General features: G+C 47.1%; 12 protein-coding genes. 11 read left to right on the plus strand and 1 reads right to left on the minus strand.

Annotation, left to right across the window (positions count from 1 at the left end; all coding sequences use genetic code 11):
• From SIO70_RS16620 to SIO70_RS16645, 6 genes are all read left to right on the plus strand, one after another.
• A complete protein-coding gene (locus tag SIO70_RS16620) occupies positions 1 to 1,338 on the plus strand; it encodes an ectonucleotide pyrophosphatase/phosphodiesterase (protein WP_320581978.1) in 1,338 nt (445 codons plus the stop codon).
• A 170-nt stretch (positions 1,339 to 1,508) separates the two neighbouring features.
• Positions 1,509 to 1,907 (plus strand): hypothetical protein, encoded by a 399-nt coding sequence (locus SIO70_RS16625; RefSeq protein ID WP_320581979.1) that lies wholly within the window; start codon positions 1,509 to 1,511, stop codon positions 1,905 to 1,907.
• A gap of 177 nt (positions 1,908 to 2,084) precedes the next feature.
• Positions 2,085 to 3,086: a 4-hydroxyproline epimerase gene (locus tag SIO70_RS16630; protein WP_320581980.1), complete on the plus strand. Its 1,002-nt coding sequence runs from the start codon at positions 2,085 to 2,087 to the stop codon at positions 3,084 to 3,086.
• 94 nt (positions 3,087 to 3,180) lie between these two features.
• The gene (locus SIO70_RS16635; RefSeq protein ID WP_320581981.1) at positions 3,181 to 4,410 is read left to right on the plus strand and encodes an FAD-dependent oxidoreductase; all 1,230 of its coding nucleotides are present in this window, start codon (positions 3,181 to 3,183) and stop codon (positions 4,408 to 4,410) included.
• A gap of 20 nt (positions 4,411 to 4,430) precedes the next feature.
• On the plus strand, positions 4,431 to 6,113 hold the full coding sequence (locus SIO70_RS16640; protein ID WP_320581982.1) for a DUF885 family protein: 1,683 nt from the start codon (positions 4,431 to 4,433) through the stop codon (positions 6,111 to 6,113).
• Between the two features lie 73 nt (positions 6,114 to 6,186).
• Positions 6,187 to 8,538, plus strand: coding sequence for a beta-L-arabinofuranosidase domain-containing protein (locus tag SIO70_RS16645; RefSeq protein ID WP_320581983.1), 2,352 nt, complete (start codon positions 6,187 to 6,189; stop codon positions 8,536 to 8,538).
• 2 nt (positions 8,539 to 8,540) lie between these two features.
• Here SIO70_RS16645 and SIO70_RS16650 read toward each other — a convergent pair whose 3' ends face one another.
• On the minus strand, positions 8,541 to 9,155 hold the full coding sequence (locus SIO70_RS16650; protein ID WP_320581984.1) for a porin family protein: 615 nt from the start codon (positions 9,153 to 9,155) through the stop codon (positions 8,541 to 8,543).
• A gap of 313 nt (positions 9,156 to 9,468) precedes the next feature.
• Between SIO70_RS16650 and rmuC the strand changes: the two genes are divergently transcribed.
• The 5 genes from rmuC to SIO70_RS16675 all read left to right on the plus strand — a co-directional run bounded on the left by rmuC (position 9,469) and on the right by SIO70_RS16675 (position 18,118).
• The gene (rmuC, locus tag SIO70_RS16655) at positions 9,469 to 10,866 is read left to right on the plus strand and encodes a DNA recombination protein RmuC (RefSeq protein ID WP_320581985.1); all 1,398 of its coding nucleotides are present in this window, start codon (positions 9,469 to 9,471) and stop codon (positions 10,864 to 10,866) included.
• 78 nt (positions 10,867 to 10,944) lie between these two features.
• Entirely contained in the window at positions 10,945 to 11,637 is a 693-nt protein-coding gene (locus tag SIO70_RS16660) for a basic secretory protein-like protein (RefSeq protein ID WP_320581986.1), read from the plus strand.
• A gap of 88 nt (positions 11,638 to 11,725) precedes the next feature.
• Complete coding sequence (locus SIO70_RS16665) at positions 11,726 to 13,936, plus strand: transferrin receptor-like dimerization domain-containing protein (RefSeq protein WP_320581987.1); 2,211 nt, start codon at positions 11,726 to 11,728, stop codon at positions 13,934 to 13,936.
• 158 nt (positions 13,937 to 14,094) lie between these two features.
• Positions 14,095 to 17,751 carry a response regulator gene (locus tag SIO70_RS16670; protein ID WP_320581988.1) on the plus strand — a complete coding sequence of 1,219 codons (3,657 nt, stop codon included), beginning with the start codon at positions 14,095 to 14,097 and terminating at the stop codon, positions 17,749 to 17,751.
• A gap of 7 nt (positions 17,752 to 17,758) precedes the next feature.
• Positions 17,759 to 18,118, plus strand: a complete 360-nt coding sequence (locus tag SIO70_RS16675; protein ID WP_320581989.1) for a response regulator — start codon at positions 17,759 to 17,761, stop codon at positions 18,116 to 18,118.
• The last annotated feature ends 33 nt before the right edge of the window (positions 18,119 to 18,151 follow it).

An 18,151-nucleotide genomic window follows, 5' to 3' on the forward strand; every position in this document is an offset into this window, starting at 1 on the left:
ATGAAGAAGTTTATATTATCCATAGCAATATTTCTTTGCGGTCATCAGCTGGTGGCGCAGCAGGTAAAGTACGTGGTACTGGTGAGTGTGGATGGCTTTCGTCCTGATTTTTACATGGACGCTTCATGGCCGGCACCTAATATGCAGCAGATGATGCACAACGGTGTGTATGCAGAAGGCGTGAGAGGAATTTTTCCGACTGTCACTTATCCTTCGCATACCACATTGATCACCGGTGTGATGCCTGCCAAACATGGTATTGTATACAATACGCCTTTTGATCCAAAAGGACTGAATGGAACCTGGTTTAAGTATGCGAACCAGATCAAGGCACAGACCCTCTGGCAGGCTGCGCACAAAGCAGGGTTAAAGACGGCTGCCGTGTCATGGCCGGTAACTGTAGGTGCAGATATCGATTATAATATTCCTGAAACCTGGTTAGAAAAAATGCCGGGCGACAGAAGAATGGCGACGAGTCAGGATGCCACACCAAAAGGATTGTTCGAAGAGATTCAGGCAAATGCAACCGGGCAGCTGGAAGCAAATGATATGGACCTGCACTACCTGAGTATGAATGAAAACCTGGGGAGAATGACGGCTTACCTGATCCGTAGATATAAGCCGAACCTGATAGCCGTTCATTTGCCAAATACAGATGAATTTGAGCATATGGAAGGTCGTGAAGGCCCCGGTGTGCGCAAAGCAGTTGCGGCAGCAGACAGGGCTATTGGCGATATTATCGAGGCATTGCAAAAGGCAGGTATTAAGGATAGTGCGGCCCTGATCATTACAGGTGATCATGGTTTTGTAGATACCCATTCCAGTCTGGCACCGAATGTATGGCTGGCACAGGCTGGTTTGCAGGGTACTACTGCCGATCGTGGCAACTGGAAGGCCACCTTTCATGCCAGTGGAGGATCGGCTTTTTTACACCTGAAAGATCCAAAGGATACAAAAACACTGGAACAGGTGAAAACAATCCTGGCAGGGTTGCCGCCTACACAGCAGAAATTGTTCAGGGTGATCGACAAAGCTACCATCGATAGAATGGAGGCAGATCCGGAAGCCTTACTGGCATTGACAGGGGAGCAGGGGATCAGTTTCAATAACAATGCAGACGGGCCTTTGCTGAAGCCGGCGAAAGGGGGGGCACATGGTTACTTCCCTGATTTTAAAGAGATCAGAACCGGTTTTGTGGCAGGTGGAGCTGGTTTGGGTAGTGGAGTGGTATTGCCGGAGATTGGGTTGGAGGATGTGGCACCACTGGTGGCAAAGTTGTTAGGGATTGATTTAAAGGAGGCAGAGGGATTGGTATATCCCGGCGCCCTGAAGAAATAAGGATATTGTTGACCCATTGCGCGGGCTGACTAAAAAGTAACGTGAAGGTGCTGAGAATTGCGTAAAAGTAGTTTCACCTCCGCCACCTACCCGAGAGGTGTATCCTTTTTAGTCAGCCCTCGTTTTACCGGCATGATTTTTACACCTTACATTATAAAAATTACCCTTTTATGGAAGACTCACTGACCGCACCAGTCATCATTCATAGCACTTTTGACCTGATTGCTACTTCAGAGAAGATCATTCACATCAGCAATGACGTTCCTTATATTTCCTCGGAATTCATCGCTGACGCAGAAGGAAAGAAACTCCTCTCCGTAAAGGCCATTATCGGGTTGAATGCCAATAGTATGGAGTCTTTCCGGCTCATCGTTACCGAAGTAAGCGAAACTCTCGGCGTGACCCTTCGCTATGACCAGGATGTGGACAGTGCGCTACGCTACCTGTGGTATGTAGATACCGTATTTGGAAATATCGACCAGATAGAAAAGGTCGAATTCATGATCGACTCCTCCGATGACTATCACGACCTCAAAATAGGCAGGATTGCCCTACCCAAAAACCAATAGTTATTTTATATTCCGCTTATATTCCGCCCCCCGCCCCCGGAGGGCTTTTTTTTATTGCATCCTAACTGATTTTATGTTAATTTTTGCACATCATTGATCAATACCTGAGAGTACACATTCCTATGCACCCGGTATTTTTACCAATGAGGAAAAAAAATTAACCAGAATCAAGCACCCGTGAAGAAAACATTTTTTTGTATCGATGCCCACACCTGTGGCAATCCTGTGCGGCTGGTAGCTGGTGGAGGACCTGTACTCCATGGCGCCACTATGAGTGATAAGCGCAACCATTTTTTACAGGAATACGACTGGATCCGCAAAGGACTGATGTTCGAACCGCGCGGACACGACATGATGAGCGGCAGTATCCTGTATCCACCACATGACCCGTCGAACGACGTGGCGGTTTTATTTATCGAAACCAGTGGTTGTCTGCCTATGTGCGGGCATGGTACGATCGGTACAATTACCATTGCGATTGAAGAAGGGCTCATTACTCCTAAGATTCCCGGTATAGTACGCATGGAAGCGCCCGCTGGCCTGGTCATCATCGAATACAAACAGGAAGGCAATAAAGTAAAGAGTGTCAAACTGACCAATGTTGCTTCTTATCTGGCGGCTACCGATCTGGTAGTGGAATGCCCTGATCTGGGCCCACTGAAAGTAGATGTTTCTTATGGAGGGAATTACTATGCTATCGTAGATGTGCAGGAAAACTTCCCGGGGCTGGAACATTATACGGCTTCCCGGTTGATTAGCTGGGCACGTGAATTAAGAACCCGTATTAATGAGAAATACACTTTCGTACATCCTGATAATCCTCACATCAACGGTTGCTCACATGTACTCTGGACGGGTAGTGTGCTGGATCCGGCTTCTACAGCACGGAATGCTGTTTTCTATGGTGATAAGGCGATTGACCGTTCCCCCTGTGGTACCGGTACCTCAGCACGCATGGCACAGTGGTATGCAAAAGGGAAACTGAAGAAGGGAGATGCTTTTGTTCATGAGAGCATCATCGGTTCTAAGTTTATTGGTACTATAGAAGAGGAAACGACGGTAGGGGGTATGCCTGCGATCAGACCAGGTATTGAGGGATGGGCAAGGATTTATGGATATAATACGATATCAATAGATCCGGAGGATGATCCGTATGCATATGGGTTCACCGTATTGTAAACAGTTTGACTACATCGACCGAAGGTCGATGTAGTCAAAGGAATTTTTGATTTGCCGCCGTAAGGCGGCAAATCAAAAATAAAATTAAAACAAAATGAAGATTATCATCATAGGCGGCGGCATCATCGGATTATCCAGTGCACTTTATCTGCAATCCGCCGGACACAATATCACTATCGTAGATCGTACAGACATGCTCGACGGCTGCTCTTATGGCAATGCCGGTTATATCTGTCCCAGCCATTTCGTACCCCTCGCTACACCCGGTATCGTATGGCAGGGGCTCAAATGGATGCTCAATTCAAAAAGCCCGTTTTACATCAAGCCATCTTTAAATAGCTCACTCGTAAAATGGGGATTTCAGTTTTACAAAAGCGCTACTACATCTCATGTTGAGAAATCCGCCATCCCTTTAAGAGACATCGCTTTACTCAGCAAACATCTCTATGAAGAATGGACAAAGATACCCGGCCTGGAATTCAGCTATGAACCTAACGGCATGCTGGAACTCTTCCAGCGCGAAGCCAACGCGTACCATGCCGAACACACCATCAAAGCTGCTAAAGAACTGGGCATCGATGCACAACTCATAGACAAAGCAACGTTACAACAAATGGAACCCGATACGGAAATCAACGCCCTCGGTGCGGTATATTTCCCCGGTGATTCCCAGCTCTATCCAAACCAGCTGATGTCCAGCCTGATCACCTACCTGAAAAGTAAAGGTGTAACATTCGAAGGTAACAGTGAAGTGACAGGGTTTACCAAAAACGGCGTTATCACCAGCAAAGGCAATATAGAAGCTGACCATATCATTGTCGCTGCCGGTGTATGGAGTGGGGAATTAGCAAAGCTATTAAACCTGAATATCCCCATGGTAGGTGGCCGTGGCTACTCCGTTACCTACGAAAACGCGCCGTGGAAAGTAAGAAGATCCGTGATCCTCAGCGAAGCCCGCGTAGCTATTTCCCCGATGAATGGCAATAAGATCCGTTTTGGTGGTACCATGGAAATCACCCCTGTAAACACGCCTCCCCGTATGGAAAGAGTACAGGGTATTCTCGAATCAGTGAAAAGATATTTCCCTGCTTACGACATTCCATTACCCACGCAGGATAAAGTATGGTATGGCTATCGCCCTTGCAGCGCAGATGGTCTGCCACATATCGGTACATTGAAAAACTATCCGAATGTCACCGTGGCCACCGGTCACTCCATGCTGGGTATCAGCCTGGGTGCCGCCACTGGTAAGCTTGTGAGCGAAATCATCAACGGCGATCAGTTATCCATGGATATTACACCGTTCAAGGTAGACCGATTCTAACATATACAAACTCATTATACATGAAAAGACTCATTCTCTCGATGATGCTGGGGACTACCATGCCCGTATGGGCACAACAAAAGGATATCAGCGATCTGCTCATTCATTACGAAGCAGACAGGGGCAGCTTATACCGCTTTTACCAGATCGATGAATCACCCGAAAAAAATGCCCGCTTTAAAACATTCAACAACGACTACCTGACCCAACTGGAAGCGGTCAACTTCGATGCGCTCACCACAGATGGCAAAGTCGACTACATCCTCTTCCGCACAAAACTCAAAGAGAACATCTACCACCTGGACGAAGCCACTGCACAGGTAAAAACATTGGCACCCTGGTTTCCTATAGCTGACAAAATTTACGCTGCTGAAAAGATCAGAAGAAGAGGTGGCAGGCAGGATGCGCAGGCATTGGCAGGCACCTACAGAGAAATGGCCCTCGCCATCAAAGAAAAAGAAAAACAGTTAACCAATAATACAGACCTCAACATCTACCTGCTGCGCAGAGGCGAGCAGGTAACCAAAGGTCTGCAGGAAGCGATCCATAGCATTCAAACCTTTTACAATGCTTATGATCCCCTGTTCACCTGGTGGATACCTGCTCCCTATGCACAACTCGACTCCGCATTGACGAGTTATGCCAATGCATGGAGAACGAAGATGAAACAGGCGCCGGGTACTAAAGACGATGGCAGCGGCATTACCGGTCACCCTATTGGCAGAGAAGAACTGATCCGTCAGTTACAAACGGAACTGATCCCGTATTCTCCTGAAGAGCTGATCGATATCGCTAACAAGGAGTTCGCTTTCTGTGACAAAGAAATGCTGAAAGCCAGCCATGAAATGGGCTTTGGCGATGACTGGCACAAAGCACTGGAAAAAGTAAAGAACACTTATGTACCTGCCGGCGATCAACCGGAAGCCATCATGAAACTCTACAACGAATCTGTAGACTTCATCAAAGGCCATCACCTCGTGACCATTCCACCACTGGCAGAAGAAACCTGGCGCATGATCATGATGACGCCTGAACGCCAGCTGGTGAATCCATTCTTTACAGGAGGAGAGGAATTAAGTATTTCCTATCCTACGAACGATATGGAAGAAGCAGATAAACTCATGAGTATGCGAGGCAACAACCCACACTTCTCCCGTGCAACCGTGCACCATGAGCTGTTTGCAGGCCATGCATTACAGGAATTTATGACCAACCGTTATAAGACGTATCGTCACTTTGAAACCCCTTTCTGGATAGAGGGCTGGGCCCTCTACTGGGAAATGCTGCTGTGGGACCTGAAATTTCCGCAGTCACCCGAAGACCGCGTAGGCATGCTCTTCTGGAGAATGCATCGCTGTGCCAGGATTATATTTTCCCTCAACTACCATCTTGGTAAATGGACGCCCCAACAATGTATCGACTTCCTCGTAGACAGGGTAGGGCATGAAAGAGCCAATGCCGCCGGCGAAGTACGCCGTTCTTTCAAAGGTGATTACAGTCCCCTTTACCAGGTTGCGTATATGATCGGTGGTCTGCAATTTATGGCCCTGAAAAAAGAACTGGTAGACAGTGGTAAGATGACTTACCAGCAATACCACGATGCGATTATGCAAAATAATATGTTGCCCGTAGAGATGATCAGGGTGATCCTCGAAAACAAAACGATCACCAAAGATTTCAAATCGAACTGGCGCTTCTATTAACAGGTTAACGGCATTGACGCAGGATTACCGAACAAACTGGCGCTTCTATTAACCCATTAAACGACTTTGACGCATGAAAATACCCGCTATATTCTCCTTGTTGCTACCGGTAGCTTTTTGCTCCGCACAGTCTTTCTCTCCCATGAAAGACAACGGTAAGATGAAGGTGAAACCTGTTGTAAAACTACAGGCCTATACGTTTCCGCTGGAAGACGTGAGCATTGCCGCAGGCCCCTTTAAACAGGCCATGGAGGCAGATGAACGCTTTTTGCTGGTAATAGAGCCTGACCGGCTGTTGTCCGACTTTCGGGTACATGCAGGATTGAAAGCAAAAGGAGAACGATATGGTGGCTGGGAAAATTCCGGGTTGGCAGGACATACCTTAGGGCATTATCTCTCTGCCTGTGCCATGGAATATGCTGCCACCGGCGACAAGCGTTTTCTCGACAAAGTAAATTATATCGTACAGGAACTGGACGAATGTCAACAAGCCCGCAAAACAGGCTACCTGGGTGCCATACCGGGGGAAGACTCCGTATGGGCACAGGTAGCTGCCGGCAAAATCAAAAGCCGTGGTTTTGATCTGAATGGTGGCTGGTCTCCCTGGTACACCGTACATAAGATCATGGCCGGTCTGCTGGATGCCTACCTCTATTGCAATAACAATACAGCACTCATTGTAGAAAAGAAAATGGCTGACTGGACTTCAAAGGAGATCAATCACCTGCCGGATTCCCTGATCCAGAAAATGCTGCTTTGCGAATACGGTGGTATGAATGAAGTATTGGTGAATACGTACACGCTCACGAAAGAAAAGAAATACCTGGACCTTTCGTACAAGTTCCACGATGTACGCATTCTCGATTCACTTGCGGCACAACTGGATGTATTGCCCGGAAAGCATTCCAATACACAGATACCAAAGGTACTCGGTTGTATTCGTCGCTATGAAATGACGGGTAAAAAGAAAGACAGTGTGATCGCAGGTTTTTTCTGGAACACGGTGACACAGCATCACAGCTATGCACCTGGTGGTAACAGTAACTACGAATACCTGGGCCCTGCGGATAAGCTGAACGACTATCTTACGGACAATACGATGGAGACCTGCAACAGCTACAATATGCTGAAACTAACCCGTCACCTCTTCTCCCTCCAACCGGATGCACATTTCATGGACTTTTATGAAAGAACCTTATACAATCATATTCTTGCATCACAGAATCATGCGGATGGAATGATGTGTTACTTTGTTCCTTTGCGGATGGGTACCCGTAAGGAATTCAGTGATACATTCAACACCTTTACCTGCTGTGTAGGAAGTGGAATGGAAAACCATGTGAAGTATGGCGAGAGCATTTACTTTCAGGGAGCCGATGGTAGTTTGTATGTGAACCTCTTCATCCCTTCACGCCTGCAATGGAAAGAGAAGAATGTAGTTATAGAACAATCTACTTCACTGCCTGCAGATGATAAGGTAGAATTGACGATCAATACAAAAGAACCATCCACATTTGCCGTGCGCATCCGCAAACCCCGCTGGGTTCAACCGGGTTGGCAGATTGCAGTGAATGGAGAAACGGATAAAGGCGTAACAGTGGGCAAAGATGGTTACATCACCGTAAAACGTAGCTGGAAAAACGGGGATAAGATCACGTTGCAATTGCCCATGAACGTGTACAAAGAAAGTATGCCGGACAATCCTGACAGGATCGCCCTGTTCTACGGCCCTGTTGTTTTAGCAGGTGTATTGGGCAATACAGAACCCGACCCGGTGACGGGTATTCCTGTACTCGTCACTGCAGACAACGATCCGAATAACTGGGTGAAAAGCGATGAGCCACTGGTATTTCACACTGCGCAAACCGGTCAGCCAAAAGACCTGACACTGGTGCCATTCAATACCATTTCAAAAGAATATTACAGCGTATACTGGGATGCTTTCACCCCACAAACCTGGGCAGTGCAACAGGAGAAATATGAGGGTGAAAAGAAACGCCTGCAACAGATAGAAGCAAAGACAGTAGACATGTTGAGAGTAGGGGAGATGCAGCCGGAAAGAGACCACAACTTTGGTGGTGAGAAGACACTGAATGGCGAAGAACATGGACGTAAATGGAGAGCGACAGAAGAAGATGGTTACCTGGCTTTCACAATGAAAACAGATCCTGCAGCCACTAATAGTTTACTATGCAATTACTGGGGAATGGATAACCGTTACCGCAAATTTGATATCCTGGTAGATGGGGTGAAGGTGGCGACAGAAGATCTGAACCAGTACAAGGCGAGTAAGTTCTACGAAATTGTATATCCGATACCGTTGGAGTTAACAAAGGGCAAAAAACAGGTAACTGTTACAATGAAAGCAGGCCCGCACAATAGTACGGGCCCGGTATATGGTACGATCAGAATGATGAGGGATTGACATTATTTAATGTTGATGCCCATTCCAACTGTGATCTGCTGAGAATGCCAGTGCACATCGCCACGATCAGCCGGATGTACATTCAGGACATCGTTGATGCCATACACATAACGGCCAAAGAAATGTACGGTAGATACTGCAATCTGTACACCTGCCACCGCACCGATATCGCTCTTGGTCAGTGCATCTCTGTTGCCTTTGAATATGTTTTCATCAGCATATACGAGGTAGCTGTACTGACCACCTGCGAGGAGGGTAAAGTTCTTGACTGGACTGTAACGCAGTAACAAAGGTACAGTCACATAGCTGAGTCTTAACTTGTCATTACCATACGTGTTCCTGTCTGAAACGAAGTAAGTAGGAAAGCTATTTGCTTTCTTTGCTGCCGCCTGGGTAAAGAGTAATTCAGGCTGGAAGCCCCATTTCCCGTCTTTTGACAGATCCCAATGGGCATACAGACCGCCCTGGAAACCTGGCTTCACACCTGATTGCATGCCATCTCCTTGAATACTGGAAAACATCAGGCTGGCTTTTAAACCGTAATGAAATGTCTGCGCTTTGGAAGCCGTTCCAATAAACAGTGATAAAACACCTGCCAGTAATAATCCTTTTTTCATAGATAATATTTGCTATTTGACAATTTTATAAATTTTTCAGGGTTGAAAAAAGGCTCCTCCCTTTAAAATATAACCTAAAATTTATTCGCGGGCAAACTTACGTAATTCATTATAATACCTAATTATAATTAAATTAAAGTTTGTCGGTATTTTTAGATACCCTTACACGGAATGAGTTTAAAAAGATCAGACATAATGGGATGAATGGGTAAAAGTTATCTATGAAAGTTAGTATTTAATCTCCGAATAGCCGAAAAATATCGCTCGCTAATTTTTCGTTATTATTGCACAAAATTCCCTTTTTTACATATATATGGAGATTATTATCATTGTCGTGCTTTCGTTAGCGATCATCGTTTGGCTTCTTTTTATCATACACCAATACAGAACCCGCATAGCCGTTATGGAGAGTCAGATGGGTTCTGGTAACCAGGCGGTCGATCTGTTAAGACAGGACATACAGGAAAAAAAGGCATTGGCAGAAGAGCTGAATGCCCGGATGCAAATATTGCAGCAGGAAAATATCCGTCTTCATAGTGACGCAGAAGCCCGTGAAACGCGGCTGCGGGAGCAACAACATTTTATTGAACAATCTAATTTACAACTCAGGGATGCATTCAGTGCATTATCTACCGAGGCATTGAAGCATAATAACAATTCATTTGTAACATTGGCCAAGGCGGCGCTTGAAACACAGCTCACAGATGCCAAAGGGGATCTTGAAAAAAGACAGCAGGCCATTGATAGCATGGTGAAACCACTGAGTGAAAGTCTGCAGCGATTTGACGATAATATGCGTCACCTGGAAAGTACGCGGCAGCAACAGTATGGACAGATTAATCAGTTCATACTCGGTGTACAGCAAAGTACAGAGAAGTTACAAAAGGAGACGCATAGTCTGGTGAGTGCATTAAAGACCTCTCATATACGTGGTAAGTATGGAGAGATTGCCTTGCGCAGGGTAGTTGAGTTCGCTGGTATGACAGAGCATTGTGATTTTAATGAGCAGGTGTCTGTAAACAGCGATGAGGGGCAGTTAAGACCGGATATGATCATTCGTTTGCCGGAGGGGAAGACGATCGTGGTGGATTCGAAAGTACCATTAAGTGCTTACATGAGAGCGTTTGAGACGGATAATGAAGATGAGAGAAAGGCGCTGTTTGCACAACATGCACTGGCGGTTCGGGATCACCTGAAAAAACTCAGTGCAAAAGCATATTGGAGCCAGTGGAGTCATTCACCCGATTATGTTATTTTGTATTTGCAGATAGAATCTTCTTTTGGTGCGGCTTTGCAGGCAGATCCTTCTTTGATTGAAGATGGTATCCGGAACAGGGTGGTATTTGCCACACCGACCACGCTGATCACATTACTGCGTACCGTTGGATTTGTATGGCAGCAGTTGCATGTGGCGGAGAATATTGAAGAGATCAGGAATGCGGGGATTGAGCTGTACAATAGAACGAATGTACTGGTGCAGCATTTTACAAAAATAGGAGGTAGTCTGACGTCGGCGGTTGGGCATTATAATAATGCAGTCGCCAGCCTGGAAAGCAGGTTTGTACCGCAGGCGAAAAAACTTTATAATCTGGGCCCTGCGCTGAAAAATACTTTGCCGGAGGTGAAGGCTGTAGAAACGGCGGTCAGACATTTGCCGGAACAATTAGGAGAGAGTGAAGAAAAAATGGATAATGAAACTCCCGAAAATTAAAATATAAATTATTTATTTTGTGGCGTGCCGGTGTTTAAGCACCGGCACATATTTTAAATACTAAACCACCCACGTAAAATGGTCTACTCAACTAAAGGTCTGAAAAGAACTATAGGCTTGCTATGCCTATCCGCCTCCCTGCTCCCCGCATCAACCCGGGCGCAGGACAAAACAGAAACTATCAACCGTAAAGGTTACACCCTTGTCTTTACCGACAAGAGTCCTGACCTCGACTCCACAGTCAAAGCGCGGCTGATCAGCACCTTCTTCACCGTCTATCCGGCCGAAGCGAAGAAGTACAACAAACACACGGTAAAGAAAGTAGATTTCGTTATCGACCCTGCCTACGACGGCGTTGCCGCTACCAGTGGTTCAGTGATCACTTTCAACCCGGAATGGTTCCGGAAGCACCCCGGTGATATCGATGTAGTAACACACGAAGGGATGCATGTGGTACAGGCCTATCCGGAGTATAACCCAGGCTGGCTGACCGAAGGCATTGCCGATTATGTACGCGCTACCATGGGGGTAGACAATGCCGGCGCTAAATGGACCCTGCCGGAATACAATGAAAAGCAGTCTTACAAAAATGCTTATCGTGTGACCGCCCGCTTCCTGATCTGGCTGGAAAAAAACAAACGTAAAGACATGGTCCTGAAACTGGACAAGGCGATGCGCACCAACACCTACACAGACGGAATCTGGAAGGAACTGACCGGGAAGACTGTGGATGAACTGTGGAGCGAGTACGCCGCTAATCCGGCCTTGTAGCCGTTGGCCCATGTTGAAAAAGAGTATTAGTCTACTAAATTAATATAGTATATTTGCTATTACCTTTTATCAACTAAAAAAAACATACATGCAAACCCGTAGTATTACTTGTGTATTGTCTGTTTTCCTGAGCTATGCCACGCTGTCGACAGCACAGCAAAAACCAATCACTGGTTATAACAGCAGTGAATCTGCCGCACAGCTACAGTTGGAGACCCGCTTCGACAAACTGCTTTCCGCAGCAGCCATCGGAGATAACATCAGGACGCTTTCTGCTTACCCACATCATATAGGCTCGGCCCGTGGAAAGGCCGTGGCTGAAGACATTGCTGCCAAATTTAAAAGTTATGGTTTTGAAACGAACATCGTCTCCTACCAGGTGTTGTTTCCTACGCCAAAAACAAGAGTGCTGGAACTAACGGGTCCCACTCCCTATAAAGCTGTACTAAAAGAACCTGCATTGAAAGAGGACGGCACTTCTGCACAGGAGGGACAGTTGCCTACTTACAATGCATGGAGCGCAGATGGCAATGTCAACGCGGAACTCGTATTTGTTAACTACGGGTTGCCTGAAGATTATGAGTGGCTGGAAAGACAGGGAGTGGATGTAAAAGGCAAGATCGTCATTGCAAAATACGGACATAGCTGGAGAGGTATCAAACCTAAAGTCGCTTACGAACATGGGGCGATCGGGTGTATCATCTATTCAGATCCGGCAGATGACGGTTATACCCAGGGGGATGTATATCCCAAAGGTGCCTATAAAAATGAATACGGGGTGCAAAGGGGATCAGTCATGGACATGGTAATTTACCCCGGCGACCCGCTCACACCGGGTACCGGGGCTACGGCGTCTGCGAAAAGGCTGGAAAGAACGCAGGCACCTACCATCCTGAAAATACCGGTATTACCCATCAGTTATCACGATGCGCAGCCCTTGCTCAAAAGTCTGCAAGGCCCTGTAGCACCGGCGGCGTGGAGAGGTACATTGCCCATTACCTATCACGTAGGTCCCAGTATTGGCAAAGTGCACCTGGAACTGGCTTTTGACTGGAAATTAGTACCTGCCTATAATGTGATCGCCAAAATAAAAGGCGCCAAATATCCTGACCAATGGGTGATAAGGGGCAACCACCACGATGCATGGGTGAACGGCGCTTCTGACCCAATCAGTGGTATGGCGGCAGAACTGGATGAGGCGAAGGCCATCGGCCAGCTCGTAAAATATGGTTATCAACCTGCACGTACACTGGTGTACTGTGCCTGGGATGGCGAAGAACCCGGTTTGCTCGGATCTACGGAGTGGGTAGAAGATCATGCACAGGAGCTGCAACAGAAAGCGGTGGCTTACATCAACAGCGATGGCAACGGCCGTGGCTTTTTGTATGCAGGTGGCTCGCATGCACTGGAACCATTGGTGGCGGATATAGCACAGACAGTGACCGATCCGCAAACCAAAGTGAGTATCTATGAACGTAAAAAAGCGGCAGATGTTTTAAAAGCCGGTAATGCCAAAGCAAAGAAAGACCTGCTGCAACAGCAACAGCTTACCCTGAGTGCACTGGGTTCCGGGTCTGACTATTCCTCCTTCTTACAGCACCTGGGGGTGCCTTCACTGAATATCGGTTTTGGAGGGGAAGATGAAGGGGGTGATTACCACTCTATCTTTGATAGCTGGGATCACTATCGTCGTTTCGGTGATCCTGAATTTGCCTACGGTGTAGCGCTGGCACAAACTGCGGGCAGAGCTGCCTTACGGCTGGCCGATGCACCGGTACTGCCTTTCAACTTCAGCAATCTGCAAAAAACTATTGCAGGATATGTAAAGGAACTGGATGCACTGGTGACGACCATGAGAGAAAATACGGCTATCGAAAATGAACTGATACGAAACCGCCAGTACGATCTGGCAGCAGATCCCCAGGAAAAGGTAAAGGCGCCGGTTGCAAAGGCGGAGGTACCTTACCTGGATTTCTCTCCTTTGCAGAATGCATTGGTGGCACTGGATACAGCAGCGAACCATGCAAATGTAAAGGCAGCAGGAACAGGGGACAAGGCGGCTATCAACCAGGCACTTTATCAGGCGGAACAACAGCTGTTAGTAGCGAATGGTTTGCCACGGAGAGACTGGTATAAACACGCTATTTATGCACCGGGTTTTTATACCGGTTATGGGGTAAAAACGGTGCCGGGTGTGAGAGAGGCGATAGAGCAAAGAAATTGGAAAGAAGCACAGGAACAGATTATAATAGTGGCAGGTGCGATCAATAAACTCGCAGCTTACTTAGAAAAGATGTAAAAATAAAGCCGGCCGCAGGTCCTACGCGCGCAAAAAAGAGGGTGTATCCAATGTGAGGTACACCCTCTTTTTTTTCGGATACCTGGTGTAGCCAGATTCCAGTTATCAAAAGTTTTATTTATCCAGGATACACCCTTTTTTTGCAACTTATATATAATGTGGCACTATATTTACGGGCCTATACACCGCACAACAACGAATGGATGAAAACTAGTTCTACTTTCAGGAGAAATTTACTAATTGGATTCGGCCTATCCTTATTCCTGCTGATCATCAGCTCCGTCGCATCATTTTTCAGTATTAAAAACCTGATGGAAAGTGCTGCAATGGTAGACCACACCAACCAGGTGATCCAGGGTCTTGAAAACACCATCTCCTACATGAAGGACGGGGAAACAGGACAAAGAGGCTACCTGCTTACAGGCAATGATGAATTTCTCGATCCTTACAGGGGAGCATACGACAGTGCGATAGCAGGTGTGCAACAGGTAAGGCTACTAACTGTGGATAATCCTCCACAACAAACCTCAATAGAACAGTTAAGACTCCTCATTTTGAGGAGACAGGCACTCCTTCAAAGATCAGTAGAAGCAAAAAAAATGGGCAGGAATATCAGCTATGATACCCTGCAAAGTGGTCGTATGATCATGGACGATGCCCGCAATATTGTGAAGGTGATGGAAGCCAGGGAAAAATCCCTGTTACTGACACGTACCGAACGTTTGAACCGTGTGTCCGGCTATACACCCATCCTTATTGTGATCGCAGCCCTCCTTGCATTACTGATCACATCCGTATTTTATGTAAGAGTAAAACGGGATTTCGAACTCCGTACATCATTACAACACGCTTTAGAAGCAAAAGACAGGGAAATCACCCGTCGTATCGATATCATACAAAATATTGCTGAAAAGATTTCGGCTGGCGACTATGCTATCCGAGTGAATGATGAAGAAAAAGATGGTCTGGGCAGCCTGTCTTTCTCGCTCAATAAAATGGCGGCCTCCCTTGAAACCTCTTTCAACCTGCTGAACGATAAAGAATGGCACCAGACCGGGGTAGCAGGACTGAATAATAAAATGGTGGGAGAAAAGACGGTAGAGGTGCTCACGGCACACATTATCGAATTCCTCGCTGAATATACGCATAGCCAGGTAGGTGCTTTATATATAAACGACTCCAACAAGAAAATGTGGCTCTCCGGCAGCTATGCTTTCGTTCCAACGACAGATCGAGAAGAGATCGAATTTGGTCATGGGTTGGTAGGTCAATGTGCCGCCAGTGCCAAAACTATTTTACTTTCTGATGTGCCGCCTGATAGCATCAGCATCAGCTATGCTTCCGGCGAAATAAAACCTGCTGGCATCATCCTGGTTCCTATCAATTTCGAAGGCAGGATTAAAGGCGTGATAGAACTTGCCAGCCTGACCCCGTATACGAAAAATGATATCTCGTTCCTGGAAGAAGTAGGCCACAACATAGGTCTCGCCATCATCACGGCCGAAAACCGCCGTCGTATGCAGGAACTGCTGGAAGAAACACAGGCACAGTCAGAAGAACTGCAAACCCAACACTCCGAGCTCGAAAATATCAATACAGAGCTGGAAGCCCAGGCCCAGAAACTGCAGGCCTCTGAAGAAGAACTCCGCGTACAGCAGGAGGAACTGCAACAGGCGAACCAGGAACTGGAAGAGCGCTCCCGCATGCTGGAAGACAGGAATCAGGTGATCGTAGAGCGTAACCTGGAAATCCAGAAGAAGGCAGAGGAACTGGAAGTGAGCACGAAGTACAAATCAGAGTTCCTTGCCAATATGAGCCACGAACTCCGTACCCCGCTGAACTCCATCCTGCTCCTGAGCCGTCTCATGGCTGAAAACAACGAAGGCAACCTGGTAGACGATCAGATAGAATCTGCCCGTGTGATCCAGAGCTCCGGCAAGGGCTTGCTGAACCTGATCGACGAGATCCTGGACCTCTCCAAGATCGAAGCTGGTAAGATGGACCTTGAAATGGCCAATGTACCGGTACACGAGATCTGTACAGACATGGAATCCCTGTTTGCACCGATCGCCAGAGAAAAGAACCTCACGTTCAATGTCAACATCCTGGCAGATGCCCCGGCACTAATTGAAACAGATAAAATGCGACTGGAACAGATCCTGAAAAATCTGCTCTCCAATGCGCTGAAGTTTACCGCCAAAGGAGGGGTGACCCTGCAGGTGGGCATGATGCCTGACCAGCCGGGCTATGTCCGTTTTGCAGTGAGAGATACCGGTATCGGTATTCCCAAAGATAAGCAGGTAGTGATCTTCGAAGCCTTCCAGCAGGCAGATGGTTCTACCCGCCGCAAGTACGGTGGTACAGGATTGGGGCTTTCCATCAGCCGTGAACTGACGAAGTTGCTCCATGGTGAACTGAAGCTGGACTCAGAACCAGAACATGGCAGTGAATTCATGGTGATCATCCCTGTGCGTCCACATGAAGTGGAGAAGAACCTGGTATCGGAACCTACGCAGGAAGAGGCAGAAAAAGTATGGCAGGATGCGCAGCAACCTGTTAATAAATACGCTGACTTTATCGCGACTGATATTCCGGAAGAAATACCTGATGACAGAAATGATATAACCGCGAATGATAAGATCATCCTCATAGTAGAAGATGATACGAATTATGCCCGCATATTGCTCGACTTTACCCGTAAGCGTGGGTATAAGGGGATTGTGGCAGTAAGAGGCGACCAGGGGCTGGAATGGGCATTGAAATACAAACCTGTAGCGATCCTGCTGGACATTGTACTGCCTATACAGAGTGGCTGGCAGGTGATGGATGCCCTGAAATCTAATCCGGCCACCCGTCATATTCCGGTACACATTGTATCGAGTATGGATGCGAAGCGTGAAAGCTTACAGAAAGGGGCGGTAGACTTTATCAATAAGCCACTGGCACTGGAGCAGATGCCACGCATATTCCAGCAACTGGAAGAAGCCCTGAGCAAAGGCCCCAAGAAGGTACTGATTGTAGAAGAGAATCCGAAACATGCACAGGCGCTGGCATACTTCCTGGAAAACTTCAGTGTAAGTACAGAGATCACAGGCAATATCAGCAGCAGTATCACCGCCCTGCAAAAGCAGGATGTGAACTGTGTGATCCTGGATATGGGGGTACCTGACCAGCATGCGTACGAAACGCTGGAAACAGTAAAGAACAACCCGGGTCTTGAGAATCTGCCGATCATCATCTTCACAGGTAAGAACCTGTCCCGTGCAGAAGAGCAACGCATTCGCCAGTATGCGGACAGTATCGTGATCAAGACGGCGCATTCGTACCAGCGTATGCTGGACGAGGTAGCACTGTTCCTGCACCTGGTAGAGGAAAAAGGTGGACAGAAACCCAGCCGTAAGCAACTGGGTAGTTTGAAGGAAGTACTGAATGGTAAGACGGTGTTGATAGCAGATGATGATGTACGCAATATCTTCTCCCTGACCAAGGCACTGGAACAACATAAAATGAAGATCGTATCGGCGCTGGATGGAAAAGAAGCCATGCAGCAGCTGGAAAATAACGGGGAAATAGACATTGTACTGATGGATATGATGATGCCGGAAATGGATGGATATGAAACGATCCGCCAGATCCGACAGGTAGCCAGGTATCGCCACTTACCTATACTGGCGGTGACAGCCAAGACGATGATCGGGGACAGAGAGAAATGTATCCGTGCGGGAGCTTCCGATTATATTTCAAAGCCGGTAGATATAGACCAGCTGGTATCCTTATTAAGAGTATGGTTGTACGATAATTCTCGTAACGCTTAAAAGACACATGAAAAAGATCCTGATCATAGACGACGATTCGCGTAACATTTACGCATTGAGACTGGTATTGAAGGCAAAAGGCTTTGAGGTATTAACGGCAGTGGATGCCCCGGCGGGGATTCAGATCCTAAAAGAAGATGGAGGAATTAATGTGGTACTGATGGATATGATGATGCCGGAAATGGATGGGTATGAAGCGCTGTCCATTTTGAGGAATGACCCTGAACTGGCGGAGGTACCAGTGATAGCAGTAACGGCGCAGGCAATGGTGGGAGATAGAGAAAAGTGTCTGGCGGCCGGCGCAAATGGATATGTGAGTAAACCGATCGATGTGGATATTCTTTTACAACTCCTGGCGCAACAATAATGACTTTATTTGATAGCCCCTGCGCCCCCGCAG

Source organism: Chitinophaga sancti, from assembly GCF_034087045.1.
GTDB lineage: Bacteria > Bacteroidota > Bacteroidia > Chitinophagales > Chitinophagaceae > Chitinophaga > Chitinophaga sancti_B.

What these genes read in the sequence shown, in the direction of transcription:
- SIO70_RS16620 (WP_320581978.1), top strand. Translation starts at nt 1, where the DNA reads ATGAAGAAGTTTATATTATCCATAGCAATATTTCTTTGCGGTCATCAG.
- SIO70_RS16625 (WP_320581979.1), top strand. Translation starts at nt 1,509, where the DNA reads ATGGAAGACTCACTGACCGCACCAGTCATCATTCATAGCACTTTTGAC.
- SIO70_RS16635 (WP_320581981.1), top strand. Translation starts at nt 3,181, where the DNA reads ATGAAGATTATCATCATAGGCGGCGGCATCATCGGATTATCCAGTGCA.
- SIO70_RS16640 (WP_320581982.1), top strand. Translation starts at nt 4,431, where the DNA reads ATGAAAAGACTCATTCTCTCGATGATGCTGGGGACTACCATGCCCGTA.
- SIO70_RS16645 (WP_320581983.1), top strand. Translation starts at nt 6,187, where the DNA reads ATGAAAATACCCGCTATATTCTCCTTGTTGCTACCGGTAGCTTTTTGC.
- SIO70_RS16650 (WP_320581984.1), bottom strand. Translation starts at nt 9,155, where the DNA reads ATGAAAAAAGGATTATTACTGGCAGGTGTTTTATCACTGTTTATTGGA.
- rmuC (WP_320581985.1), top strand. Translation starts at nt 9,469, where the DNA reads ATGGAGATTATTATCATTGTCGTGCTTTCGTTAGCGATCATCGTTTGG.
- SIO70_RS16660 (WP_320581986.1), top strand. Translation starts at nt 10,945, where the DNA reads ATGGTCTACTCAACTAAAGGTCTGAAAAGAACTATAGGCTTGCTATGC.
- SIO70_RS16665 (WP_320581987.1), top strand. Translation starts at nt 11,726, where the DNA reads ATGCAAACCCGTAGTATTACTTGTGTATTGTCTGTTTTCCTGAGCTAT.
- SIO70_RS16675 (WP_320581989.1), top strand. Translation starts at nt 17,759, where the DNA reads ATGAAAAAGATCCTGATCATAGACGACGATTCGCGTAACATTTACGCA.